The organism is Synechococcus sp. CS-603, from assembly GCF_977929215.1.
The window spans coordinates 18,087-42,711 of the sequence record NZ_OZ376779.1; the positions used below are offsets into that span (position 1 = coordinate 18,087).

The 24,625-nt window shown below is 57.9% G+C and carries 19 protein-coding genes; 6 read left to right on the forward strand and 13 right to left on the reverse strand.

Annotated features, from left to right (window positions below; translation table 11 throughout):
• Positions 1–53: 53 nt before the first annotated feature.
• The 4 genes from ACXMDM_RS14235 to ACXMDM_RS14250 all read left to right on the forward strand — a co-directional run bounded on the left by ACXMDM_RS14235 (position 54) and on the right by ACXMDM_RS14250 (position 2,300).
• Positions 54–290 carry a hypothetical protein gene (locus tag ACXMDM_RS14235; protein WP_499570525.1) on the forward strand — a complete coding sequence of 79 codons (237 nt, stop codon included), beginning with the start codon at positions 54–56 and terminating at the stop codon, positions 288–290.
• 14 nt (positions 291–304) lie between these two features.
• Positions 305–553, forward strand: coding sequence for a thermonuclease family protein (locus ACXMDM_RS14240; protein ID WP_499570527.1), 249 nt, complete (start codon positions 305–307; stop codon positions 551–553).
• Between the two features lie 623 nt (positions 554–1,176).
• Entirely contained in the window at positions 1,177–1,548 is a 372-nt protein-coding gene (locus ACXMDM_RS14245; RefSeq protein ID WP_499570529.1) for an AbrB family transcriptional regulator, read from the forward strand.
• 101 nt (positions 1,549–1,649) lie between these two features.
• Positions 1,650–2,300 (forward strand): hypothetical protein, encoded by a 651-nt coding sequence (locus tag ACXMDM_RS14250; protein ID WP_499570531.1) that lies wholly within the window; start codon positions 1,650–1,652, stop codon positions 2,298–2,300.
• 38 nt (positions 2,301–2,338) lie between these two features.
• On the opposite strand, the gene ACXMDM_RS14255 is transcribed toward ACXMDM_RS14250, so the two are convergent.
• Together ACXMDM_RS14255 and ACXMDM_RS14260 are read right to left on the reverse strand one after the other, a co-directional pair.
• Entirely contained in the window at positions 2,339–2,614 is a 276-nt protein-coding gene (locus tag ACXMDM_RS14255; protein WP_499570532.1) for a hypothetical protein, read from the reverse strand.
• 148 nt (positions 2,615–2,762) lie between these two features.
• Positions 2,763–3,329: a DUF4236 domain-containing protein gene (locus ACXMDM_RS14260; protein WP_499570534.1), complete on the reverse strand. Its 567-nt coding sequence runs from the start codon at positions 3,327–3,329 to the stop codon at positions 2,763–2,765.
• A 558-nt stretch (positions 3,330–3,887) separates the two neighbouring features.
• On the opposite strand from ACXMDM_RS14260, the gene ACXMDM_RS14265 reads away from it, so the two are divergent.
• The gene (locus tag ACXMDM_RS14265) at positions 3,888–4,154 is read left to right on the forward strand and encodes a hypothetical protein (RefSeq protein ID WP_499570536.1); all 267 of its coding nucleotides are present in this window, start codon (positions 3,888–3,890) and stop codon (positions 4,152–4,154) included.
• Between the two features lie 40 nt (positions 4,155–4,194).
• Here the strand turns inward: ACXMDM_RS14265 and ACXMDM_RS14270 are convergent, their stop codons facing one another.
• The 6 genes from ACXMDM_RS14270 to ACXMDM_RS14295 all read right to left on the reverse strand — a co-directional run bounded on the left by ACXMDM_RS14270 (position 4,195) and on the right by ACXMDM_RS14295 (position 13,478).
• The gene (locus ACXMDM_RS14270) at positions 4,195–5,496 is read right to left on the reverse strand and encodes a DNA cytosine methyltransferase (protein ID WP_499570538.1); all 1,302 of its coding nucleotides are present in this window, start codon (positions 5,494–5,496) and stop codon (positions 4,195–4,197) included.
• 2 nt (positions 5,497–5,498) lie between these two features.
• The gene (locus tag ACXMDM_RS14275; RefSeq protein WP_499570540.1) at positions 5,499–6,242 is read right to left on the reverse strand and encodes a DUF6339 family protein; all 744 of its coding nucleotides are present in this window, start codon (positions 6,240–6,242) and stop codon (positions 5,499–5,501) included.
• Positions 6,206–7,168, reverse strand: a complete 963-nt coding sequence (locus ACXMDM_RS14280) for a hypothetical protein (protein WP_499570542.1) — start codon at positions 7,166–7,168, stop codon at positions 6,206–6,208. Before ACXMDM_RS14280 ends, ACXMDM_RS14275 begins: the two co-directional genes overlap by 37 nt.
• Positions 7,165–9,132, reverse strand: a complete 1,968-nt coding sequence (locus tag ACXMDM_RS14285; protein WP_499570544.1) for a hypothetical protein — start codon at positions 9,130–9,132, stop codon at positions 7,165–7,167. Before ACXMDM_RS14285 ends, ACXMDM_RS14280 begins: the two co-directional genes overlap by 4 nt.
• A 146-nt stretch (positions 9,133–9,278) precedes the next feature.
• Positions 9,279–12,569: a hypothetical protein gene (locus ACXMDM_RS14290; protein ID WP_499570546.1), complete on the reverse strand. Its 3,291-nt coding sequence runs from the start codon at positions 12,567–12,569 to the stop codon at positions 9,279–9,281.
• A 423-nt stretch (positions 12,570–12,992) separates the two neighbouring features.
• On the reverse strand, positions 12,993–13,478 hold the full coding sequence (locus ACXMDM_RS14295) for a hypothetical protein (RefSeq protein ID WP_499570548.1): 486 nt from the start codon (positions 13,476–13,478) through the stop codon (positions 12,993–12,995).
• Positions 13,479–13,608: 130 nt separating this feature from the next.
• On the opposite strand from ACXMDM_RS14295, the gene ACXMDM_RS14300 reads away from it, so the two are divergent.
• Positions 13,609–14,355, forward strand: a complete 747-nt coding sequence (locus ACXMDM_RS14300; RefSeq protein WP_499570550.1) for an HNH endonuclease — start codon at positions 13,609–13,611, stop codon at positions 14,353–14,355.
• 482 nt (positions 14,356–14,837) lie between these two features.
• Here ACXMDM_RS14300 and ACXMDM_RS14305 read toward each other — a convergent pair whose 3' ends face one another.
• The 5 genes from ACXMDM_RS14305 to ACXMDM_RS14325 all read right to left on the reverse strand — a co-directional run bounded on the left by ACXMDM_RS14305 (position 14,838) and on the right by ACXMDM_RS14325 (position 24,460).
• Entirely contained in the window at positions 14,838–16,100 is a 1,263-nt protein-coding gene (locus ACXMDM_RS14305; protein ID WP_499570552.1) for a PD-(D/E)XK nuclease family protein, read from the reverse strand.
• Complete coding sequence (locus tag ACXMDM_RS14310) at positions 16,040–22,546, reverse strand: DEAD/DEAH box helicase (RefSeq protein WP_499570554.1); 6,507 nt, start codon at positions 22,544–22,546, stop codon at positions 16,040–16,042. The genes ACXMDM_RS14305 and ACXMDM_RS14310 overlap by 61 nt, the downstream gene beginning before the upstream one ends.
• Positions 22,547–22,852: 306 nt before the next feature.
• Complete coding sequence (locus ACXMDM_RS14315; RefSeq protein WP_499570556.1) at positions 22,853–23,803, reverse strand: ArdC family protein; 951 nt, start codon at positions 23,801–23,803, stop codon at positions 22,853–22,855.
• 121 nt (positions 23,804–23,924) lie between these two features.
• Positions 23,925–24,242 (reverse strand): hypothetical protein, encoded by a 318-nt coding sequence (locus tag ACXMDM_RS14320; RefSeq protein WP_499570558.1) that lies wholly within the window; start codon positions 24,240–24,242, stop codon positions 23,925–23,927.
• 17 nt (positions 24,243–24,259) lie between these two features.
• A complete protein-coding gene (locus tag ACXMDM_RS14325) occupies positions 24,260–24,460 on the reverse strand; it encodes a DUF4326 domain-containing protein (RefSeq protein WP_499570560.1) in 201 nt (66 codons plus the stop codon).
• Positions 24,461–24,625 lie beyond the last annotated feature (165 nt).

Genomic DNA, 24,625 nt, shown 5'->3' on the forward strand with positions numbered 1-24,625 from the left:
GATGACCTTTCCGACCTGGACCAGGTGGCGATGAGGAGCAAGCGATCGCCGTCTTGCTAAACGATGCGATCGAAGACGCTGGCCAACACGAGGCCTCGATCGCCGGCCTCTACGGGGAGCGATTCAAGACCGGCCTCGATGGCACCACCTGGCACCTGCTGCGGCTCCACCAGACCCTGAGCCACCGGCTGCCGGGCAACTGCTCCAACGGATTGCTGGGAGAAGCCGTGAGCGAGGAGATCCTTCCTGCGCAGCCCCTCCTACGCGCAACTATCTGCAGAGCCGGTTGAAGATCGGCAGCAAGGTGCACCTCCTTTCTCAGACCGTGGATCGCTACGGCCGCACCGTGGCCGAAGTGACCGGGGAGATCAACGTGAACCTGGAGATGGTGGAAGACGGGATGGCCTTTGCGTATCGGCAATACCTCGGCCAATCCGACGAGAAGGCCTATCTCGAGGCCGAATTCAGGGCAAGTCTGCGCCGCTACGGGGTTTGGCAGGTGCCTGGCGCAATCACCAGGCCCTGGGACTTTCGGCGGGTTCGGCTGGTCTGAAGGTTGGTGGAAGCTTCATGCCTCTGCGAATGAACACCCAGAGCCATGGAGTTCGGCCATGGCCCCTGTTATGAGGAAGGGACTCCATTGATCCCTGGGTCATGCGAAACCTCCATGCACGCGCAGTTTTGGTGTTGTCTGGTGTGGCCTTGTCCCTTGCCTCTGGTGCCGTCTCTCTGGCACGTCCTAACCCTGGGGGAATCGGTGGGTCGGCACCTGGAGCGGGTGTGGCTCCTGGGGCAGGGTTCGGTGCTCCTGGACCTGGCCTTCATCGAGGACCAGGGATAGGAGCTGGTGGTGTCGGCGGCCCTGCCTCCGGTGCAGGGGTCTTGCCAGGTGTCGGTGTGGGTGAACCTGGCCTCGGAGTGGAAACAAGGCCCATGGGGAATCCAGGTGGTGTCGGTGGGCCTGCCTCCGGAGCCGGGGTTAGTCCTGGAGCGGGCCTCGGGGCACCAGGCGCTGGGATGTACCGGCGCTGATGTAACCGGGCGTAAGGATCTGGACCGCAACGGTTACAGGACAGCCTGCAGAAGCTTCTGCTGAAGGGACGGACACCCGCATCTTTATGCTCTGGCCACCAACAGCCTGATCGATATCCTCTAGCTGATTGATGCATCAACAGCATGGTCCTCACCGGATCTCACCTGCTCGCCAAAGTCCAGGAGCTCGGTGATGTTTCCAAGTCTGATCTGGTACGAGCCGCCGGCTACCTCAGCACCAAGAAGGACGGCAGTGAACGACTGAACTTCACAGCCTTCCATGAGGCCCTGCTAGAGGCCAAGGGCGTCAGCCTCGGAGATGGCGGTGGCAGCTGCAAAGGAAAGGCCTGCCGCAGCTTGAGCTATGCGGCCAAGGTGCAGTTCGACGGCAACCTGCTGGCGCGCAAGGCCTACACCGGCCTGCTCGACCTCAAGCCTGGAGATGAGATTGAGATCAAGCTGGGTAAGAAGCAGATCCGCCTGATTCCTGCTGGTGTGGTCGACGACGAGGAATGAGGCGAGCGTGCAGCTCTGTTACGGCTGACGTCAAGGCCTCAACTGCGGTTGGTGCGACGAACAACTTTCCCTAGCGTGATTGCAACTGGTGCAGGGTCACGGTGCAGGAAAACCAGCTCGTCAAAAACTGCCTGCGACGGCACGGTGGCGCCTTGTTGTTCGTGGCACCGGAGTGGAGCGAGGCTCAGCGATCTGTGCAATGCCAGATCGTCGATGTCTTTGCGCTGAAAGTGGTGACCGGTTTCACCTGTGATCCCCACGGCAGGTTGCTGCTGGAGGCCGATCCCACGGTGGCGGCTGGCCGGAGCTGGTCGCTGACCAAGGCCTGCCAGCTGGCGCGTAACGACGCCAGACCAAAGCGTTGGGTGGTGCTGCAACGCAACACCAGAGCCTGGGGGCTGTTCTGGGCAGGCGGCGGGCTGCATCGCTGCCGGCAGGAACTGGTGCAGACCACGCCATCGCCAACACTGAGTTCCGCCATCGTCCCGGTGACGCCGGAAGCGGTGCTGAAGCTCGTCCTCAATCTGCAAGTGGAGGACACGCCCGCAGAGAAGGCAACCCAAACGGTTATTGCTCCTGCTCCTGCTGCAGTGGCTGGCTCTGGAGTTCTGCGGGCTGTTCTGTGGACCTCCCTGGCCTGGCTGGCCGTGCTGGGAGTGACCGCTGCAAATTTCCTGGGAGTGCTGCAGGAACAGGACCGCAAGCTGGAGCTGCTGCTCGAGCGGCTGCCAGCAGCGGCTGCCAATCGCTGATCAACAACCCGTAGGCCCAATGGGCAGGGGGCTACGGCTCAGCTGCCGCTGGAGGGCCCGGCCTCCTCACGCGGAGCTGCCGCATAGCGCTCCCACTGTTGCTTTTCCTGCTCGCTGCGGATCTGCTGGATGCGGCTGAGGAATTGCTCGATCACCGGCAGCGCCACCTGCCGCAGGAAGTGCCGTTCAGTGGCAGAGAACGGCGCTCCGTGGGCCCGTGTGGCCTCGGCAGCTGAGAGAACGGCTCGGATGGCCTCTCGGCAGCTTTGCAGCAGCAGCACGGGATCGGTGCCGCTGGTGATGGGACGGGGCATGGCAGCAAACGCCAGTTGGCGCGCAGGCGGGACGCCCTTACCGCCGCACCGCATGGCAAGGGTCGGCCGCCAGGCCGACTTGCACCGCCCTTGCCGCGGGGCGGACGATGGGAAGGCCCGCCGCTAACACCCTTGTGACACAGGGTGCTCAGGGCTGCAGCCAACCCCGCTCCCCTGCCAGCCGCATGGCTTCTTCTGTGGCTTGGATGCAGCGTCTGGCACGGCGTTTGAGATCGTCCTGGCCCTGGGCCCGCAGCAGGTAGGCCTCCATCGCTTCTGGGGTTTCGATCACCGCCAGCAGACCGCTGGTGCGCGGACCGAGCGCAGCCTCAGCCAGCAGGCGACTCACCAAGCTCAGCTCCCAGAGCTGCTCCGTGCTGCTGCCTGGTTGGAACAATTGCTGGCGCAGCATGGTCAGGCAGGCCTGCTTAAGCGCATCGAGCTGATCGGGCCTGAGGCGACGACTGTTGGGCAGACCTGCGGCATGTGCAGCTTGGATGGCTGCTGGACGTCGGTTTGGCCCACCGCTGGGCTCGATGCTCCAGCTCAGGCCGGTGCCCGGCAACCCCACCGTGGTCCGGGCGCTGCCCGATCTGCCAACCGGGATGTTGAAGGACGCCCCACGGCCACCGACCGAGATCGAGCTCAAGCCGCTCTTGGCGAAGTTGAAGCGCAGCGGACCCAGGCGAGCGCTGCGGCGGTAGCGGAAGGTCATGGCGATCAGTGGTTCTGGACGCTGTTTCTGTCGTAGCCGAACAAACTCAGGCTATGCACGAAAAAAATCCACAGCATGGCGTCTCAAACTCAAGGTGCAGGACTTTGGGAGGGAACCGCATTAGGTCGTTACCCATACCGACTTTGACAAAAACTTGGATTCTTCTGCCTGCCCCCGTGATTGAATTTAAGCGAGAGAAGAATCTCCAATGAAAAAATCTTTCTCCTTCCCGTTCAATGTGACCCCATCAGCAAAAGTTAAGCCTATACAGTGACCTGTGGCGCTACATCTAATGAAATACAGAGAATGCATGGGGGATCGGATAACCTCGTAATCCAAGTTCTGCCAGTGCACTCTCAGCCCTTCATCTACAGCCCTGCGTATTTCGGCAAGCTTCATTGCAGTGCAAGCCTAAACTCTGAAGCAGGGCATGATGTCAGCATTCTTGGGCGAAGGCCATCCCATGTGAAGGATAGGAGCAACATTCCTGTACCAAGCACCTCCGAGCTATCATAAATGGATGACTAATATGTTTGTAGTGCAGACGGAGATGGTCTGATGGCGGCGGTTACGCTCAGTGAGTTTCGTGCGACGCTCAGGCTCACCCAGGTAGATGACGAGGGACGCGGAGAGAAGGTATTTAGCTATTGGAACAACGAGTCTGTGACGAGCAAATTGTGCCCTAGAGAGGACGTTCTGCATCTCATTCGCCGCGCTAATGGCTCGTTCTATCTTGAGATCGCGAATATCGTTCAGGAAGGCTCACTGGAGGAGCTTGAGGAGGCTTTATATGAGTGGGCCAGTGACGAAGGGTGGTTGAACTGAGGCAGCGAAAAATCAATTTTGTTTTCATCGGAGCCTTGGCTTAAACGAAGGCTAAGGCAGTGATCATGCCGAACAGCGGCGGAACAGCATCACCGATTAGCTTGGCGATGGAATTCCGGCCTATACTCTCGCCATTGAAAAGGAAAGTATCAGGAAAGCCTTGGATTCTTGCGGCTTCATGCGGTGTTATAGTTCGTCTTTGTGTGGGATGGATGTATCTACCACGGCCAGGTGAATTCAGGCCGGTCGTTATTGTTCCGGCTGGTTGATCGGGATGCAGGCGGCCATAGACAGAAGGATAACTATGCCCATCCTTGTGACAATCTGGGCGTTGGTCGTTCGCAAGATTGTAGGCGTTGTTTTCAAACAACCAGTCGATGCGCTCCATATTTGTTCTAGAGAGTTTTGGTGCGCTGTCGAAGATTGAGGGGCTAGATTGCCCTTCGAGATCGCCGATCGCATCCATTACTGTGCGGACTTTTGCCACTTCAAACTGACGTTGCACTAGCAATGATCGGGGGGCATCGCCAAGCGAAGCCATCAGGAAGAAGCGCTTGCGCGTCTGGGGCAAACCAGTGGCGGGCCCGTCAAGCACGATTGAGTCCACTTGATAACCACTTGACTCCAGGAGTTCATGGGCGCGCTGGACGACCATGAAGTGGTCGTTTTGGACGTCGAGTACGTTTTCGATTAAAATGTTTCTTGCTCTGAGGGAAACGGCCAAGGCGACCGTCGTCAGATAGAGCAGGTTGCGTGGATCCTTGCGGCGAGTGTGGTTATTCAGGTTCGAATGACCTTGGCATGGGGGCCCGGCAATCACGAAGTCGGTGCGACCGACTTCTGCAAGCAAGGTCTCGGCACCGGCAAGGATCTCTGGTGGATAGGCAAATCGTGCCCTGCCGTTTAGTAGACGCATGCCGTAATCCACTTGCATCGCCACGCTGTCCTTCGATGTGACCTGTGGAGAGAAATTGGTGGAATAGACCTCTAGGGCCTTCTCGTCAACGTCGAAGGCATGTGTGACAACCGGTCGGATTCCTTGATAGAGCAAGGCATTGCGCATTCCCCAAGCGAATCCTCCGCAGCCGCAGAAGAGATCGACGATTCTCGCGGTGCCAGTTGGCTTCGGGTAACGGATTGGTGTCCCCCGCAGTTCGCCAATGTCCCAGGCCATACGTGCATCGTCGAGATGCTGCAAGTCCTGCGGAATCTCCATGCTGGCAACAAAACGTTCTCCGGCTCGTTCGACAATCCGTTCGATGCGCGGCCGATCAACGGGACCAACGAAGTGGTGCAGCAATCGAAGGCACGCCCCCGCGCCAAGGGAAGCTGTTGTGGACATGGTCATTGATCCAGGCCCTCCGCGAGAGTCTCAAGTTCTAGCCTGCAATCCTCTTCATTCAGCAACTCAAAGGCAACCACGGCATGCCGGAGTTTGATGCGCTTGGCCATTGCTCGCATTCCGCCCTCACTGCTCCCCGATGGCTTCAGCCGCGGTTTACCTTCGTTCTCCGCTGGGAACTGGAACCGGAGCAATGCTCGTAAGAGTTGGCGGCAAGCAGAGTAATCAGCTCTTAGCACGTGGCTTCTCCAGAAGTCGAGATCGCCGAGTCCTGAGAGGGCGTAGGGGTCCTCGTCGTCGTGGTCTACCGACAAGTCGGCCCGGAACCAAAGCCGGCTCAACAGCGCATCCCAGGGGCTGCCTAGTCCCACGTGTTCTGGTCGTAGAGACACATGTCGAAGCTCAATGACGGGTAGCAAGGGCCCAAGGGACAACCATCGCCAGAAGCCAGGATCGGCAACTGCATCTGCTGTCGGAGCCAGGTTGCTATGGAGCACTACGCAGGCTCGTGATTCGAAAGTGGCATTGGCCTGAAGCCCATAGGCAGCGTGCAGGTCGATTAACTCTCCTAATAGATCATCCAGCTCGATCTTCGGATCCCAGTTAGGGGACTGTATTTGCACGACGGCTGATTCTATGAGGACCTGTTCGCCACTTCGAAGGGCATCAAAAGCTGCAGCTGCATTCAATGCCGGAAGAGATGGATGGCTCATGCCGCCGATTCTCTCCGCCGGATTGTCCGCCACTCGTCGGTAGCGGCAACGAGCTGCTGAGCCTCCGCCCGAATGCGCCCAGGTTCCTGCCGGTGCCACCGCCGAATATCCTCAAGCACCTCCATCGGATCCTGAGCGGGGCGTCCGAAGGCCTTGGCCAGATGGCCAAGCAGCCCGTGGGGATCCTCTGGAAAAGGCGTATCGTCCTGAAGCTCCATAACCACACGCACCAGCTCAACGAGGATGTCAGAAGCCACGTAGTCGGCATAGGAACGGGCAATCGGGTTGCCGCGTTCCAGGCCGTTCATCACGCTGCGAAGGTCTTCCGACAACGTGACTCGTATGGCGGCGGCAGGATCCGTCTCCGGAGTCGCCCCCTCCACCAACTCCAGCCACCAGAGGGTTCCCTTGGGCAAGCCGCGATTCAAGAACCAGGCGGTTCCGGAGTAGTTGATAGGAAAGGGAGCCTCCTTTTCGGTGCAACGAAATTCGACCACACTGCGGGCTACAACAGTTCCTTTGGCCTGCGGTCGACCTGATATCGAAGGCAATGACTCCGCCAGGGCGATCAGCAGTTCAAGGCGGAGTCCCCTTGCTCCCAACAAATCGCAACTGCCGTAGGGATCAAGCAGCGTCGTGATCGTTCCGCCATTTGGTTCGAAACGAGCCTCTTCCATAACGGCAAGCCGGCGAAGTTGGGGATCCTTCGCCACGAGAGCCCACTTGAGCTGATGTGGTTCCAGGTCAAGGCGCTCAGTCGCTTCGTCTAAGTCGAACTTGAAGCGAAGACAAGTTCGGCATTCCGCTATGCGCTGATAACCGAGATTCACAGCACCACTTCCATCTAGGGCGGGGATCTCGCCGCCGAGATCTGGATCGATGCTCAACAGCAATAAGTCATCGCATCCCTGAAAAGGTAGGGCATCATGGAATGTGCGGAAGATCATTTGAGAAGTCATGCCGCTATCTCCTCGCCTCCTGTAAATAGGCGCAATCGCACACCATCGGGATGAGGGCCGATGCGGACGGGTATCGACTGGGCGTGGCCAGCGCATAGCGTTATGTCAAGTACTGAAGTCCACGATGTAGTTGGAGTTTCGGAGCATTCATCTCCCAAAACTGTAACGGCGATACTATCCATACGGACCAGACGATCGTTGCCGATACTGGCCGCCTGCAGCGTGAGCCGCACGTCCTTTCTCGCGCCGGCAGTTCCCATCCAGTCAATCAAGAGCTCACCGTCGGTCACGAAGCTGCCATCTGTCAGGGCAATTGGGTTGTTCGGCTGGAATCGGATGTGGATCGGTTGCCCTTTGGTTGCCTTTCCGCTCGCCCTTGCCTGAGAGGGCAAAGCATCAATGCAGCTCCCACCGCCACCCAACAGAAATCCGAGGGAGCGCTCCAGCGCGATGGCGCGCTCAGGTGCATTCTCCATGGATGGAAGAACAGATGTCTGATAGCGACGCACATGACGATCCAATCGCTTCAGCAGGGAGGAAACCGATTCCCGCCCAGCATCCGATAGACGGGCAGAAGATGGATGCCAATCATGGTGAGTAATTGGCTCGGACAGCATCAGGGTGTGATCAAGGGCCTCGCTGGCGACGTAAGTGGCAGCTACCGGAAGTCCCCGCGAACCAAAACGGCGATAGGCAACAACCATGCGGCTCCCACGTATCAGGGCCATTGCATCAATGAAACGAGTACACCGTGCATCCTCGTCACGAATATTCGGCGGCAGTTGAGTCATGGCAAGGCGGCCGGCGGGTACGGTGCTGGTGTTCCTACTTGAGCTTTTATCCAGCTCCGGCTTGGGGTGGATGATTGGCTTGAGCTCAGGTGAACTCAATTCCTTGGAGTTTCGGAAGAAGTCACCACTGGCCGCGTCGAAGCATCGAATAAAAGGAACAATCTCTGCACGTCGAAGTGGCCTTGGGTGGGTAATGAGGCTTTCGTCGACGTCCTCGTCGATCAGCTCTACTTCCAGGGTGTGCTGAAACAGGCGGGGCCACCACCAGTCCTCTACCGCACGCTGCAGCTCGCTTGACGATGCGGTGCATCCGAGGATCGCGATAGTGGTTCCACGGTCGACGTCTTTCCTGGCCGGAAAGGCGAAACGCTCGGCCATTGACTGCGCCGCCTCGTTGGCAAGAGGATCCGCCCGATCGGTGAGCGCATGCCCGAAGAAACCACGACCAGTCCAGAGACGACCGTCGGTCTCGTGGAGAGGAAAATGACAGACACCCTGGAATCGAGACCACTGGTTTTCGCCGATGTGGCCCTCAAGTGGCAGTTCCCCCTGCCGCTCAAAAGGTTGAATCACGGTATGGATGAAAAAACAACGCAATAGGGAGGCCCTGGCGTGAGCGCCTTTGCCCAGCCCGTAGGATCCGCCCCCGGTCTCCTTGGCGCGTGCCTTTCCTTGAAAGCCGAAGTCGTAAACGAACTTGGCGAAGTCGGAGTCTTCGTCAGGACGATCAAGCCGACCACCAAGTCCAGTAGTGCCGTAGTCCTCAATGAAGAGGACCGGGAGCTCACGTAGATCGTCGAGCCAACGGTCGTAGTCCTCCGAGAGGGCTCCGTCAATGCTCCATGCGCGCCGTTGGAGCTCGTCCAGCTGCAGGCCTTCCACCAGCCGATCCAGGGCGGCTGCCCGGAGCGTACGCTTGCGGAAGACGACCCGAACCTCCTCCCGCTCCCCTCCGGTACCAGCCACAGGAACCGCAGCGTCGCACGAGTTCTGGATTGCCTCTCGTACCAACAAATCCTCCAGGCCCAGACCTGAAGCGGCGACGGCATTCGGCACGGTTTCGCCGGAGGCTCCTCCTAATCGTCCCCTTTTCTCGAAGAACCAACGCGGGGCTTCTTCCGATCCACCGTTCGGATGCGGCGCACGATCGCTCGCTGATGGGGAGGAAGGCAATGCGGAGCTTCGACGGGATTCCATTTTTGCAGAGGCGACCTGGAGCGACGCCTTATCTGGTGTCGATGGCGTAGGAGTCCGGATTGGCACACCATCGCTGGCGGATGTTGTGGTGTTTAGTCCTTGGCGAGATCGCTCCATTGCGCTCATGGCCTCCAGGGAGCTAATGGCACTAGTTCCTCTTGGCGCAGTGCGGCGACGGTTGGCGGATCCAGAACATAGCGATGGGTGTGACTGGATGGATCGACCAGGTTCGGGCCAGGCATCTCGTTACCTAGCAATGCCGCTGCCCTCCCGATTGGTAGCGGTAGGTAGGCATCGCAGTCGAAGAGCCGTTCAATCCTGGTGTGCTCCACGAAGCCGAAGGGCCAAAGGCCGTTCCCGGCTTCGGCTGCGGCCGCGAGGCAGACGCGGTTCCGAATAGTGGAGACGAACGCCTGCCGCCCTTCAGTGCGCCAACGGCGGCGACCGAAGCCCTGCTCCTCGCAAACGATCGCCGTGGAGTTGTTCGGGCGTTGGCCGGGTGCGACGTCGCGGGCGATATGCACACCGTGTCGGGAACCGCAGATTGCTTGGAGCTGGGTCTTCGGATCGTGGGGAGACGGTGGCCACTCGGGCCCATCGCAATCCAATGGTTCCACCTTCCAAGGAGCGGAGGTCACATCGGCGACCCAATCTGCAGCCTCGACAAGGGCAAGGCCGGTGCTACTCGCCAACGTCTCGAGATCACCGGCAAACTCCCAACCCCGCGGCAGACGCGGATTTGCCGGCCTGATCGCTCGCGGCGGCTCCGCACCCAAGGCCATCGCCCAGGCCACGACGCCGATCAGATCGGAGCTGGAGGTCAGACCCACCAGACGGGCCTTACCGTCCGGTCGGCGGACGAGGCGTGGATCGATTGGGTGGATCCGCCAGAGGAAGCGGCGTTCCTCAAGGCCCTCCTCCAACCAGCCACCCTCACACCAGGCACGCAGGAAGCCCTCCATCAACAGTGGCCATTCCCTCCGCAACCCTGTGTTCGGGTCTAGAAGTCGGTAAAGACCGTAAAACTCGTGGCGTGAGATCCAGCTGCGCTTTGCGAAGCGAGCGCAGAGGGCGTCCAGCAATTCGCGCTCTAGGGAGGGATTGGCCCGATCCTCACGTGCAACCAGGGTTTTCGCTCTGTGGAGGGCTTCGACGGGTGGGATAAGAGGGGGGGTCGCTTCACAGATCAACGGCCCAAGATGCCGACCCCAGTCCTCCCGAAACGCCAGTCGTTGCTTACGCAGGAAACGTGCCCGACCGGAGAGGGCTCGGATCGTCAGACGCCGTCGGAGCAGCTGTTCGACGCCCGGAAAGTCGGCTTCGAAACTTGCCGCACCATCAATGAGTCGAGTGATGGGGGCGCGGTCTCGCGAGGTTTTCCAGAGATCTTCCTCGCCGATCGCCCGGGATCGGTCGTATGCAACCTGGTTACCGGCCTCATCCCTGAGCAACACATTTTCGGGCGCTGCGGACCCGCGGACCCGAATCCAGGGGAGGCCCAACTGCGTGGGCAACCAACCGTTGAGATAGGGAATTCCTCCAATCGGTACCAGCGCAGCCCCCCGCTCCACCTGAAGCGGTTCCCCGCGGCGGAAGGCGGAGAGATCGGTCGCATCGGCATCAAAGCCTCGAATACAGGTCCATCCCTCCTCGATGCAACCTTCGTTACTGCCACCGAACGCATCAAGAAAGTCATCGGCCTTCCTCTCGTTGACGAGGACATGGCTGGCCTCTGCCCCATTCGGAGTTAACAGCAAGCGGGGCAAACCATCTCTAGGGTCGGCCGCAAAGATTAAGAGACCATCATCTAAGAACCGACTGGCATCTGGTAGGTCAAGACCGTCTCGATCAAGTACGAACCCACCGACATCAAAGGCAGCCCAACTATCCTCTGCTGCCTGAGTATCGACGAGAACATTCCATCCCGGGGCACTGAAGGCCTCGCCATCCACAACGACAAAGTCTGGATCCTTTAGAGACGCTTGTTCCAAGACGAGAACCCCGTAGCCCACTCCAGGGATGCGACGAAGCAGCAGGGAACCGAAGACTTCGCCTTGGACCCCAGCGCTGTCTGAGAATGGTGCCAACCAGGCTGTGATTTCCCGACGAAGGATGCCAGTGAACCAATCCTCCGGAGACTCACCGGCGCGGACCTTCGACAGATGGTCCTCAAGCTCGGTGGCGAATGTTCGTGCGAACCCACCAAAGGAATGGAGGAACTCGACAAGATCAATGGAGCAGGGATCAAGGTTCCCTTCACATGCATAGCGATGGAATCCTTCCTGAAGACGCTTGCGGTCGCTCCGCCTCGGGAACGAAAGCTTCCATGAGTGGGAAATAAGACGCCGCCCCGGATCGACCGGCGGCAACTCCAGCCTGCGGTGGGCAGTCCCCAGGGCCGCATCGTCCAAGGCGAGCCAGAGGGCGAGTTCCTCCCACGCCAAGGGAAGCAATCGGAGCTGTTGGTTCTCCCGCCTGCCGAAGACACGTTCGTATCGTGCATGAAATTCACCCTCTTCATGCGGGTCGGGATAGCCCTGGGCTATCAGGCAAGTAAGCCAGAGAAAGGAGAAATACTGCGGGCCACAATCAACGGTATGGCGATAGCCCCTTACCTGATGTTGAAAGAAATCGCCGGTGGTAAAGGACCGTCCGTCGGGATGCTTCCGTGCAGCTGCCTGAATCTCCAAAGACTTAACAAGTCGTTGTGCCATCTCCATCGGGTTCCCGTCCTCATCACCAGTAAGGGTCCGGAGCTCCTCTTCCGTCGCCGGGATGCCGGCCCACGCCGGTTCGTCGGCGTTGCGAAAGAAGCAATAGTCGAGAAGATGCGCGTTCCAGGTTGGTGCATCCCAAGAACGCCAATCGCGCGAGATCGTGGTCTCTAGTGCGCGAACGAAGTCGACGGGCGGTTCCGGCGCGTGCACCTCAACGGAAACCTCTTGGACGGTAGGTTCGCCGATGACGGGGAGGTGGAGATTTGATGAGTCCTCTCGCCCCAGCAGACGAACGGCCTTTGCCTTGACCTCCCGTAGGCGGAGCATGATCGGAACGAGTCGAGCTACACGGATCACCCAGCTGGTGATACCCGTATCACCTTTTTCTTCGACAATGGATGCGATCTCATCGTTTCCAGTCTCCATGATCTTTAGGATCTCAGCGATCCTGGCGTTGAGCTCATGGATTCGAGTCTTAGTGACAGCCTCCCCGCGCAGAGTTGCCTCCAGCTCCTCAAGCTGTGCCTGAAGATCGAGAATTACGCTACGTCGACGATCGTCGTGACCCTTAAGAGCGCTACGTGACCTATTGGCCCTGACGAGCTTCATGCGGCATACTTTGTAGGCCTCAAGGAGTTCATTGGTGTCCGGATGTACCGGAAGTATGCTTAGGTCATCTGGATCATTATTCATCATCGCTGATTAATACGTTGAACAGCTTCCTCCAGAAGAGCGATTAGTTCGATTTTCGTGAGGGCATCCAGGGGTACCGTCGGCGCAGGCACTCCACCCTCCTTCAGACGAGAAATCATAGTTTCTTTCGTCATGCGCGAGTATCCACGGATCCCATTGGTCCTGCAGAGGCTCTCTAGAGACTTGCGAGTCTGTCTTTCATAACTTGGCTTCCCCAGAAGCATGTCTTGAGGTGAATCCGCTAGAAGTGGTATATCAAGATCGGCTTCAGCCCGGTTCAAGATTTCCCTGGTCCTCGCGAGATGACGATCCACGGATCGATAGATCCTTGCATCGCTTCGGGCGAGATCTCGACTCGCCTCAAGAAACAGGTCGGCGATTGAAGTCGTCTCGCGAAGACGGTCATCGGATTGATTGACCAAGGCTTCAACCATCGCTGCCACCATCATTTCCGAGGGTGCCGGCAGGCGCGATTGTCCTCTGCTGGCGGACTTTCGAGTCCCGCCAGCGCCTTACAAGTAATTTCAGCTTCGCAATTAAACTCCCCATGCCAGTTCGTGAGACGCTCTGTGCTTCGTCGACAATTTGGGAGAACTCGTCGGTCGTCTGTTGGATTTCCCGCAAGGCATCAACCAGCATCTCGTTCATTGCGTGAAGACGCATACGGGTATCAGCCTCAAGTGCTAGATCAAGCTCCAATCGCTCGACTTCCTGTCGAATTTCCGCGATCATCTCCCGTTTCTTGTCCATCCTCACTCTCAGAATCCGCCGTGCATTATTTGCCTCAATTAGTGCCTGGAAGCATTCGGGATAGAGGGCCGGAACTCTGTCGAGCTTGGGAGAGATGGGGAACTCCTTGGAGGAACGAAAAGGCGGGAGAGCCTCCCCTTCCTCGGCAGGCGGGTTCGTCATCGGTACCGAACACACACTAAACTATGATCACTCTAGTTCAAGATGCCGTGGCCGGCACAGCATCGGGTTGGGCTTGCTTCGTGACCACTAGACCTCAGTCCGATTCAAGCCAAAGAGCCGGAGCGTTTTCATGAGTAATCCAGATTGGTCTCGTGATGAGTTGATACTTGCGCTCGATCTCTACTTTCGAATACCTTCGGCTCGAGGAAGCAAGACCAACCCAGAAGTACAAGAACTTAGCAAAGTCCTGAATCTCCTTTCGATCCACCGCGGACAAGACCTTGATGAAGATTTCCGGAATCCAAATGGAGTCGGAATGAAGCTAAGTAACTTTCTAAGGTTTGATCAGAGCTATGAAGGGAAAGGCCTGAAGCGAGGTTCTCGGCTTGAGGAAGAGGTATGGGCTACTTTTTCATGCGATCTTCAACGGCTGAGCTCAGTATCTACTGCGATCAGGGAAGCAGTCGCGACCCGTGATGCGTGCCTTGAGAGCAATATGGATGAAGCTGAGCAGGAGGCGCCTGAGGGGAAAGTGTTGACGCGGCTGCACTTGTTCCGTGAACGCAGTAAAAGCCTTGCTGCCGCGAAGAAAAAAGAGGCCATGAGACTGACAGGAATACTTGAGTGCGAGGTCTGCAGATTTGACTTCACCAGAACCTATGGTAAGCATGGCAGCGGTTTTGCAGAATGCCACCATATAAAGCCAATCAGCACTCTTATGCCTGGCGAAAGAACACGCGCCAGCGACTTGGCAATTGTTTGTGCCAACTGTCATAGAATGCTGCATCGTGGCAAAAACTGGCCTTCAGTTACTGAGCTAAGGCATATCGTAAAAAGTCATGCTGGCAACGCCAGTTTCCAGTGCGGTCCTCATTAGTATTCAAATTAAGGGCGCATTGTCATCGAGTCCAAGTATTGGCGATCGCTGAACGGTGAACTCTTTCGTATGGATTGTCTTAGTACTCTTCAACACCGTCGGCTGATGGCCGCCGTTCGTAGCAAGGCCACCATGCCGGAGCTTGTTTTCTTCCGAACCGCGTAACGTCATTGTTACCGCTTCAGACTGCACCGCAAAGGCCTCCCCTGCACTCCGGATCTGATCTTTCCTGTCGTAGCGTGGAGACCTTCGTACAAGGCTGTTTTGGTAGCTTGAACAGCGCTGTGCAGAGACAACGTCGACAAGAACGCGAGCCGATTTCTAACAGTCCAAAATCAGTCCGAATTTCGCACTTGATCGTCGCGTCATGGATGCTCTGGAGACGCTTTGGTGGAGGTTCACCGTGATCTTGGACTATCAGACAAAGGATGTTCTCATCCAGAAGCAGCACCTGCGACTGCTCCTGGATGAGGAAAGGCCTATCAACTCTTCCTAACGAATAATCGAACTCCTGCCACTTCGCGACCAAGTCTACGAACCCACCAATTGATTGGATGGTGAATGGCACGACCTCCCGCAGGTTGACCTTGCGTCTCGCACCCAAAGATCCCGATGACTCTTCCGGGTATCAGTTCATTGATCTCCTCTGGTAGTAATCCGAACACCTTGGCCTTCTGTCCACCGGGGATCTCGATCAAGATCGCGCCGAAGTGGTCGTCTCGTTCCAAGAAATGACCCCAGACGTCATTCGTCGAGATCCTTTCCCTGCGCGGCATTGTTCGGGCCCACTCCCCGGCAGACCCCTTGAGATAGGTCAAGCAGATAGGCCGCAGTCGGCAGTACCTACAAGCCGGTCCGGTCTTGGCGGTTTGCTCCGAGCTCAGTTCTCTGCCGCTGGGGAACCTAGCCTCCAGTTCAATCAGCAGTTCCTCAACCCTTCTTAGTGATTCCGCGGTGATGGGTACATCCACATCCACCTGACCAAGCACTCTCAGGCTTATCTCATGGCCAGGCCAGCGTTCTGCTGCCATAAGCATGTAGGCGTGCATCTGGAGCACGATTGTGTCAAGGATGTCGCCCTCCTCACCGACGATACGTCCGGACTTGAAGTCGACAATCTCGACTCTGTCAGTCTCGACTCGGATCAGATCAGCGCGACCCTCTAGCCGCCAGCGATTAGAGCGCAGGGGTTCCTCAATCAAACGAGAAGACTCCAGCTGTCTAGGCCATTGGGATGATTGTCGGTTTCCTGCCTTGAACGAGCTGGAACGTTTAGGAATATCTCTCCGTACTTCCGATCCATCGTTCATTGAGGCAATTGACCAGAAAGATGCGGCAGCCAGGGAACGAGCCGCCATGTCTCGATACTTCCCTTCTAACGGCAAAACTCCTCGGCGTTGCGCAGGGGGCAGTCGCTCCAGATTATCCTTCATGACAGCTTCCAATGACTTGATTCCTTCCCGAAGTCGTTCGGGATAAGTCAGATTTCCACGCTCCACCAGGGTATGAATGGCGGACCCGATCAGGGACGGGATTCCTGGTCCTATCGCTGCATGAAGTTCGCCTGCCCTTGCGAAGCTACGAATTGGGCAACGGAAGGGGCTACCTAACGAGGATGCACTGAAACGGTAGGGCACGCTGACGTATTGCAGCGGTTCCGGCCACTCCTCCCAGATACTTGAATTCAAGGCGAACGGCGCCGCCTGGTGGAACGCGGCCTGCGTGGAGACATCGATATGATCCATTGTTTTGTCATGCCCCGTCGCCTTCTCAGGTTGAAGTCATCCCAGCAGATTGAGGAATGCCCTTCGCCTAAGAGGTCGTCCCTGAAGTCTCCTAGTGGACCATCAACTGAAGCACCACAATTCCATAACGGATGTCGCATGATGATCCAGGGGCTAAGCCATGCTTGTGAGCCAGCACCGAGAGGGATGCGGAAAGCCGTCAGCTCATGGGTCCAACCGGTTGGAACGAAGGCCCTGATCATGTCTGCGCCTAGCGTACCTCCCCATAGCGTGACTGTAGACTCGGCTAACGCTCGGGCCTTTTGTGGCCAGTGTTCAAGTGGTTTCCAGGAGAAATCACCGTCAAGGCCGCATGCCCAGATGGGGTCCGCGAAGGCGCGCAGGTAACAAAGACCAAGCCTCCAATCCAATAGCCCGTGAAGGCTTTGGTTGTCGTAGCTTTTGAGGCACCGGTAGCATGCCTCACCGCAGTCGTCGGCATGGTCGTCTCGGAACCAGCCATTCTCCGCTTCCTGCGATTCGAGCAGTTCATGCACGATGTCAACGATAGGAGGCACGCCCGTATCCCCCTTGCCAAGCCAGGCACTGAAACCTGCTCCGTTGACATGAGCATCGACAATCTGGAAGAGGGGAAGGAGGCGTTCGGGTTCTCCGAATAGGCGCGGCTCTAGCACTTCCAGTGCAGCACGATCAATGTCGAGTTTCAGGCTGGCTCGCCCAGCTAGAACTTCCAGAGCGGAAACTGCAGCGGCGCGCACTCCCTGCCAATAGGACTCTCCGGTTCCCTGGTTTAGGCCACTGCCACCTTGTAAATCGAACGGAAGCTGTAGGTTGCGGCCCAAGCGATCCAATGCTAAGAGTGAGTTTAGGCCGGTTGGCTGAAGGTAAAGGCCATCGGTGACGCGCTGGGCCGCTAAATAGACGGGCTGATCCTCGAAATCAAGGGGTGCTGGTGCATCGCCGAGTAGAGCTCTTGAGAGATTTCCTTGTAAGCATCGCTCATCTATCGCTTGGGATCCCAGAGGGCCAGGAGTTGCCTTCCTATAGTTGGATTGAAGTATTCCAACCTTGCCATTAAACTTGAATCCGCTTTCACCGTTTGCCTGCTCAGGGCCGCGGTTGATGCGATAGACGGTTGATTCTGAGGAGACATTCCATCGTATGTCGACAGCGAATGTGTCACCAGGTCGAGACTCGCTCTCTCGCCATTGATCTTCTGCAGGTGGCTGCGAGTCTGCGCACAGAGAACGACCACGACCGCCTGGAAGGCGACTTGTTTCTTCCGAACGTGGGGTAAAGTCGGTACGGAAAGCGGCTGGTTCTAGGCAGAGATTGACAGTAGTTTCGGAGCCGATCAACGCACCGCAACTAGGGCATGTTGAATCGGCTGAAATGTCCTCATTCGACTTATGGCTTGATCCGCAGACGGTGCAGTTGACTAGGCGGAAAAACCTGTCAGCGACAGGCCCTCTAGTGACGAATTTGGTACCTGCTCTATTGATTCGAGGTGTGAGACCAATGCAGAGGTGCTCCTTCTTATCGTGGACAAGCACGTTTCCCGGCGCGAACTCGTAAATTGCGATTTCCAGATCTCGATCGATTGTCTCGACCTGATCACCGTAGCCATCGTTGCGGCTTCGGCCGATCACCAGTTCCCTGACGCGGGTGGGGAGGCCGTACATGGGTAGCAAACCGCTATCAGCGAGATGTGCAGCTAGACCTGGTGTATTAGATGCGGCTGTCGAATTTGTGGTGAAGATCTCATCAATCAGCTGTCGTGCGCTCTCAAGTCGCAGACCCTCATAATCACGGCTGCCCTCGCGCCTGCCACGCTGAAACAGAGTTACGATCGCTTCGGTTCGATCTTGACCTCTTTCAAGTGCTTGAAGCAGGCGGTTTTGCCAAAACTGTCGAACATCCTCCGTGGCTTCGAGGATAGCGGATGTGGGGATAAAATCCCCATGAACGTCTACCGGGCGCACCACATCACCGGCCCATAGGCGCAAACCAGTTCGACGATCTTCGATTCGAATCAAGTCGAAGGCACGCACAAGGCGGTCCTTCCGGACAAGGCGTTCGGCGATACGCGACAAGCGCTTTACAAGGAATGGCGGAGGTGGCGCGTCCCCCGTTATGGACTCTGGTCTCTTGAAGTAGTGGAGGTCGTGACTCTTGGAGCGGCAGAGCGTGACCACGAACGAAAAGGCCTGGCCACGACGACCGGTTCGTCCCACCCGCTGCTGGTAGTTGAATCGTTGCGGAGGCATGTTCGCCTGCAGCACCGTCTGCAAGGGTCCAATGTCGATGCCAACTTCCATGGTGGTTGTGACCATGAGCATCTCAATGCCATGCGGAGCAATCTGATCTCCACGTTCAGAATGCAATCGGATGCCCTTGAACTCGCGCTGGCGTTGGGCGGGATCAATTGTCTGCGCAGTTAGTTCCTCGCAACGCAGTCGGAACACATCGCCCCGATTGCCGTTGTTTTCAAGGGAACGTGCGAGACGACGCCCCAGGAAGTTGCCATGGATCAACTTGCCAACCGACTCCGCTGCATCAGGCGGGGAGAAGCTGCCCCCGCAACGGGTGCATACGCCTATGCCTTGGTGAAGGTGGACACGACGGCAATTGCTGCACCGAAGAACTGGATCGGAGTCGGAAGCTATCCGAAAACCAATCCGAGCGAGACGAACGTAGTCTCCGGAAGCGTCGGAATATTTCGCTTCCGCCATGAGAGCCTGTGCGCTATGGAAGAAATCGACCGGATCGACACCCCCCCTGGCCTCCGCGATCCTTCTGACGGTCTTGGCAAGTCCCGAAGTCCTAGTCATTGAGGAGGGATCTAGGCCATCACACCTTTGGTAGTCCGAAGGTGCGAAACGATAGTGGTCGGCGTAGATTCGCATCCACGCCGCAGCTTGTTGCATCCTTCTGAGGTCAAATGTGCCATCGTCTCTGAGTAGGCTTAATCCAAGTGGAACCGGATAGGCAAAGCCGGTGGACTCTAGAGCAAAATAGTTTTTCTTAAAGATGACATCTCCGATTGTGTCGAGGACCTTTTCCGCGAGAAAGACATTTGCAATTCTCGTGAAGTCGCTTTCATCTAAGTTATACCCCTCTGGAATCCGCCAGCAGTAGCCTTTGCCATCAGGTGCTTTTTGAAAAAGCCGCCACCACTCAATCCATGAACTACTAGCGCCGACTATCTCAACTTTCTTTATGCCTCGCTCATCGTAAGGATGGATGCCAAGCTCCAGCAACCTGGTCAGAAAGGGAAGCACTTTGGCTTCTGGCCTGGGAGCAGTGACTTCCACTATCTCTGTCAAAGGAACAATTCCCGCCCTGGCTTGGACAATCTTTCTCTCCAGCTTTTGAACTTCAGCTTTTTCATTCTCAATATCCTCTAGGAGATCCTGAGGGGGGGTGCCATTACCAACGGCCATTTCCTCAAGAAACCCCTTTAGAGTTCTCTTCCGTCGCTCCAATCGACGTTCTTCATCAGGTAGACCATTCTGGATGTCATATCCGGCTGATCGCAATTCGCCGAACAGCACTTCCCTAATCACATCCTGGTGACGGAATCGTTCCACATCCAGCGCCGAACGGGCTGCGTCTTGACGACTATCGGAGAAGCTCACGAGTTTGGCCTTGGATGGGTCCCCTCCCCGTGCCATCACGTCGTAGGCCTCTGTCGCCAACAGCTGGGTAGATTTTGCGAAACCTGCCCTGAAGTTACGCAGTGGCGAAACCTGTTGTCCACTGCGAGCCTTTCCCCGTCGAGGGCCGTAGTCGGTGTCGCAACGAGGGCAGCTGCAAGGCGTATGACTCCCTGGCTGGTCGTCAGCGAATGGTCCATTCATCCCTCGATTGACGTTTCGCCTAAAGACGTAGACGGGTTGCAGCAGACCTTCGCCATTACCTTGAATGCGTTTGACGATTCCTGTGCCGACATCAAGGAATCCGCAAATCCAGGTTTCTTCCCGGTGGTCCGGAGCGGGTAACGGATGTTCAGCATCGTTCTTAGGCCAGATGACTACATACTGATCGTGGGTCAGTTCCTCGAATCGATCGGCAACTGGTAGATCCGGCAACCGCTCGATCCGCCCCTCGTCGGGAAGGATTTCCACGAGGACGTCGGGATCGTCCTCGTCAGTTCCGCTGCGCATACCGCCCAGGAATGTTTCTCCACAGGCCTCGCAATAGAGGAGTTCGAACTGACGCACCTCAGTTTCTTTCCTAGTAGTTGAATAGGTAGTGCCTTTGCGGTCGAGCGAAAGCCTCCCTTGCCATCGCTCGGGTGAATCCGCTGATCTCCATGCCGGCGGCACCACGTCAACAAAAAGCCCCTCCGGACTTTTAAAGAAGGTGTGGACCCGAAATCGCGTAGCCTCAAGCTTGAGCCTAGCGGCAGTGCGTTTCAGCTTGTCTGAGAATTGCCCTTCACTGTCAATGGCACCTATGAAGGCAGTGAGCACTCGCAGATTGCGCTCGATACGTTGATTGCGTACCTCTGGATCTCCGTAATCAGCCCATGCCGTCTCGCCCCATATGTGGTCGGCAAGGTGAGTCAGAGTCGTGGCCATCGGTGCTGCACCCACATGCTTGCTATTTTTCTCTAGCAAGACACCAACTCCATAGGCAAAGCGAACCCAGCGCTCCAGTATTTCCCCTTCCTCCACACCCATTGTATCGAAAAACTTTTTAAAGGCCTCACCATCGTCTGCGAGATCTGCTTGGCTGAATAGCTCGTCGGGTTGCATGCCCCTCCGGCCCCATTCGCTTTCAAGAAGATTGTCGATGGCCTCATCCAGGAAGGTCGCTTCGGTTAGGCCCGAAGGCAATGGCTGCTCCTCGGGTATGGGTACGGGGAACCCCGGGACGATTGCCTGCCTCCAGTCATTGCGATTGGAGCCGTAGGGCAATCCGAAATCGGCGAAGGCGTCGTACAGGTAGTCGAGACTGCTCTCGGCTTGCTCTCCTTCCACCGGCAGTGATGCGCTAGAGCCAAGAATCCGCAACTGGTTGTGACGCTGCGGATCGTCGAAGCCAAGGCGGGCGATCAGCAACCGCAGCAGATAGATGAACTCGGTCCCTTCGCTGCCCCTCTGCAGGTGAAGCTCGTCGATTACCAGGGTGAAGCGGTTGGCGGGGTCGGACTCCAGCCACTCCCTCGTGGCCTCCAGCATCCCCGCTTCTGTGCGGCGGCTCAGCATGGCGTTCAGCATGCTGATGTTGGTCACCAGGATGTCCGGTGGAGTGTCCTGCATGTCCCAGCGGGTCAGCAGTTCACCGCCGTCCACGGAAGGGAAGGCGAAGGCACGATCCAGATGAACAGGGAGGGCATCCAGCCCCATCTGTTGGTCTTCTGCAAGACCGGCTGCTCGGCGGATCTCCCGCTGCAGGTCATCTGCCTGGGACAGCTCGACGATCACTTCTTCGATGCGACGCTTGCGGGAGCCTGCGACACGGTTCTTCCAGTCCCTCAGCACGGTGTCGTCTTGTGGCAAGCCTGGGATGCCATTCGCCACTGTTTTCCGAAGATCCTGAGAGTCAAGATTGCCGAGGATCTCCTCATGTGGCATACAAAAAGCTGGGCCGCCTTTGGTCTTCCCGGTGTAGCGGCCAAAGAAGATGCGGTTGCCGTTCAGATGTCGGTCCTGACACTCGCGCGCTTCCCGTGAATCAAGGGCCAATCGCAACCGGCACATCTGGTCTTCCACCAAGGCGTTCATCGGGTAGAGGATCAATGCCCGGATCGCCGGCTTTCGTTTCTCGCCAATGCGTTTTCTATTACCACTATATTCATCCCAACGAAGTGCTTGGCCGTCGGTGAAATGTGCCTCACTGCGGATCTCGTACTTCCCATGCTGGTTCCGTTCGGCAATCGGCAGCCCGTCGTGCATACGCCACCAGAACCGTTGGAGGTAATCGGGTTCCGGACGGGCCCACTCCTTCCCTTCTCGGGTGGCCTCCTCCACAATCGTGGCCAGGATCGGCAACAGGAAGGCTTCGGTCTTGCCAGAACCAGTACCTGACGTCACGACACCTGCCTGTGCGTCGCGGCAGCCTCGGGCCAGCATCTCGGCCTGGTGCCTATATGGAGGGAAAGGTTTGCGAGCATTCCCTGCGCCGATGGAGGGCATGAGGCCGCAAGCGATGAGGTCAATGAAGGCTTCACGAGCCTTCTGGGTTAGATGTGCCAGCGCCGGCTCCATGGGCTCGCCGAAACCTGTGTCCTCTGCATTCCTGATCTGATCAAAGTCGAATTTGTAAGAGGCCCAGCGGGGTTGGGCCTCCAGCAATGGAGAAGTGCATAGCTGACCTGGCTGGCGTAGCAGAGTCCGCCGTTCCTCCCGAAGGGTTGGATCCTCAATCCGAAAGGCAGTGTCGAGATAGCTGAGATATAGCTCTCGGATGCGCTGGAAGGCGCCGATTGGGTCGTGCATGAATTCAGAAGCTGTGTTAGAGGAAGAGAACCTTCAGCACTGGAGCCTGGCCAGAGATACCTCTAGATCGCCGAAGAAATGCATCTCTTTTGTCAGAATCTAACCACTTCGAACGAGTGGAGTCCTCAAAAGCCTGTGTTGACGGGAACATGATGAGATATCCATCAGATGTTGCTCAGCAAGAAATAGATATCAAAAAGCAACATAACGCCCTTTCGCTGTTCGATGTCCCTCATCCCATCCCTCGCAAAGTGCCAGAGTTTTGCTGAGGCCGCAACGTAGCAATTTGGACGAGGACCCTCCGCATCAGGTGGAGATGGCCTCGATCGGCACCACGTCTGATGACTCCGCGCAGATCAACTCCGCCGCCTGCCGAGCCTCGCTGAGCACCTGGAACAGCACCTTGGGCGATTCCTTGAGAAGCTCGATCCAGTGACTGAGATAGGCGGCATGGCTCTCGATCTCACTGCCGATCTCCAGCCGATCACCCAGCAGCACAGCGCCGAGCTCAGCCACCAGCTCCTCGCGTGAATAGCGAGCCTTCCCGAAGACACCCCCAAGATCCCGCTTGAGCCGCGATTCGTGGCCGGTGGAGTGGACGGCTTCATGGGCCCAGGTGGCACAGAACGCCGCTGGTGAGTGGAAGCTGGCGCGATCGGGTAGCTGGATCCGATCGATCGCCGGCAGGTAGCAGGCCCGATCACCCCCAAAGCTGACCGGCACCGGCCAAGCGCCCAGCACGGCCTCGGCAGCTTCCAGGCGCTCAGGCTCCGGCTTGGGCTCCACGCCTTCCGCTGCCTTGCGGGCTTCGATAAATCCAGGCAGCGCGGCTCCCTCGAGATCGGCGGTATTGAACACCGCCACCGGCCGGTAGGTGGCCCAGCTACGCACATTGACTTCACCGGCTTCGCCTGCCTCCTCGCGGCTGTGGAGCTGGGGCCGCAGGATGTGAAACGCCTTGCTGCCCTTGCGGGGGAAGATTCCAAGCTTTTTGGCCTCAGCAAAGCCGCACCAGAACGGCAGGGCCGATCCCCGGATGTGCAGGCCGAGCGTGAGCAGGATCGGATTGGCGCCGCGGTAGCGATGACCCGAGATCAAGTTGACGTGATGGCCACCGCCGCTGCCATCCCATGGCCGGCGCCAGGGCGCGACGCCTTTCTCCATGAGGGCGACGATGGAGGCGACCAGCTTTTCTTCTGGTGAAGGCCCATCGAACTTCTTGGCTTTGGACCGGGGCCTTCTTGATGTGGTGGCCATGGGTGCGAACGAGCGCAGGACCGCGATGGCAACTGCGGCGAGGGCAAGGGCGGCGAAGCCGCTTGCGTAGCCCTTGCGCCGCCGCAGACCATGAGGAAGCCCGCGCGACCCACCCCCACCGTCAGATCCGTTTCTTGATCTTCTCAAGCGCCTGCATTTCCTCGGTGGCGATCTTGACCACCACCTTCAGCCGCGTGGGCTGGGCGCGGATCTCCTCGGCGCGGCGCAGGGTGCGCAGGTCGTCTTCTGCCTGCCAGCGCTGCTGCTCGGCGCTCTGCTGACGGCTGAGGGTGCTCTGGCTGGGAACCGCGACCTCGGGGCCGCTGCTGCTGCTCACCGGCTTGGCCTTGGTTTTGGGCATTACCTTGGCCGTTGCCTTGCTCGGTGACTTGCGCGCTGCCTTGCTGGTGCTGGACCTGGTGCGTCTGGGGGTGGCCATGCCAATAGGTGCGGTGCTCACTGGCTTTTGCCATTGCCCTGCTGGTGCAGCCACAGCAGGGCTGAGCTGATCACATCCGCATGGCAAGCCAAGGGAGCGCACCAGCAGACCAGCTCCAGCCGGACCGCCTGCATCTGCGCCCAGAGCCAGCGCCTGTAGGCCGCGACCACCTCGGTGCGGGAGCCATCGCGCCCCAGCGCGAATGGATTCCCGAGCACCGATGGGCTGCCTTCTGGTTGCGCTTGGCCTTCACCACCACGATTTCCACGGGGCCTCCTGGGCTGCTGCCGAGCGATACCGCCACAGCAGCGTGGCGAGACTGAGCAAGGCGGCCCCCGGTGGCCCACTTCTGGTGCGTGAGCCAAGGGCCGCCAGGCCATCTG

What these genes read in the sequence shown, in the direction of transcription:
- ACXMDM_RS14295 (WP_499570548.1), bottom strand. Translation starts at nt 13,478, where the DNA reads ATGACGAACCCGCCTGCCGAGGAAGGGGAGGCTCTCCCGCCTTTTCGT.
- ACXMDM_RS14255 (WP_499570532.1), bottom strand. Translation starts at nt 2,614, where the DNA reads ATGCCCCGTCCCATCACCAGCGGCACCGATCCCGTGCTGCTGCTGCAA.
- ACXMDM_RS14260 (WP_499570534.1), bottom strand. Translation starts at nt 3,329, where the DNA reads ATGACCTTCCGCTACCGCCGCAGCGCTCGCCTGGGTCCGCTGCGCTTC.
- ACXMDM_RS14265 (WP_499570536.1), top strand. Translation starts at nt 3,888, where the DNA reads ATGGCGGCGGTTACGCTCAGTGAGTTTCGTGCGACGCTCAGGCTCACC.
- ACXMDM_RS14315 (WP_499570556.1), bottom strand. Translation starts at nt 23,803, where the DNA reads ATGGCCACCACATCAAGAAGGCCCCGGTCCAAAGCCAAGAAGTTCGAT.
- ACXMDM_RS14320 (WP_499570558.1), bottom strand. Translation starts at nt 24,242, where the DNA reads ATGGCCACCCCCAGACGCACCAGGTCCAGCACCAGCAAGGCAGCGCGC.
- ACXMDM_RS14300 (WP_499570550.1), top strand. Translation starts at nt 13,609, where the DNA reads ATGAGTAATCCAGATTGGTCTCGTGATGAGTTGATACTTGCGCTCGAT.
- ACXMDM_RS14245 (WP_499570529.1), top strand. Translation starts at nt 1,177, where the DNA reads ATGGTCCTCACCGGATCTCACCTGCTCGCCAAAGTCCAGGAGCTCGGT.
- ACXMDM_RS14290 (WP_499570546.1), bottom strand. Translation starts at nt 12,569, where the DNA reads ATGATGAATAATGATCCAGATGACCTAAGCATACTTCCGGTACATCCG.
- ACXMDM_RS14270 (WP_499570538.1), bottom strand. Translation starts at nt 5,496, where the DNA reads ATGTCCACAACAGCTTCCCTTGGCGCGGGGGCGTGCCTTCGATTGCTG.
- ACXMDM_RS14280 (WP_499570542.1), bottom strand. Translation starts at nt 7,168, where the DNA reads ATGACTTCTCAAATGATCTTCCGCACATTCCATGATGCCCTACCTTTT.
- ACXMDM_RS14305 (WP_499570552.1), bottom strand. Translation starts at nt 16,100, where the DNA reads ATGGATCATATCGATGTCTCCACGCAGGCCGCGTTCCACCAGGCGGCG.
- ACXMDM_RS14310 (WP_499570554.1), bottom strand. Translation starts at nt 22,546, where the DNA reads ATGCACGACCCAATCGGCGCCTTCCAGCGCATCCGAGAGCTATATCTC.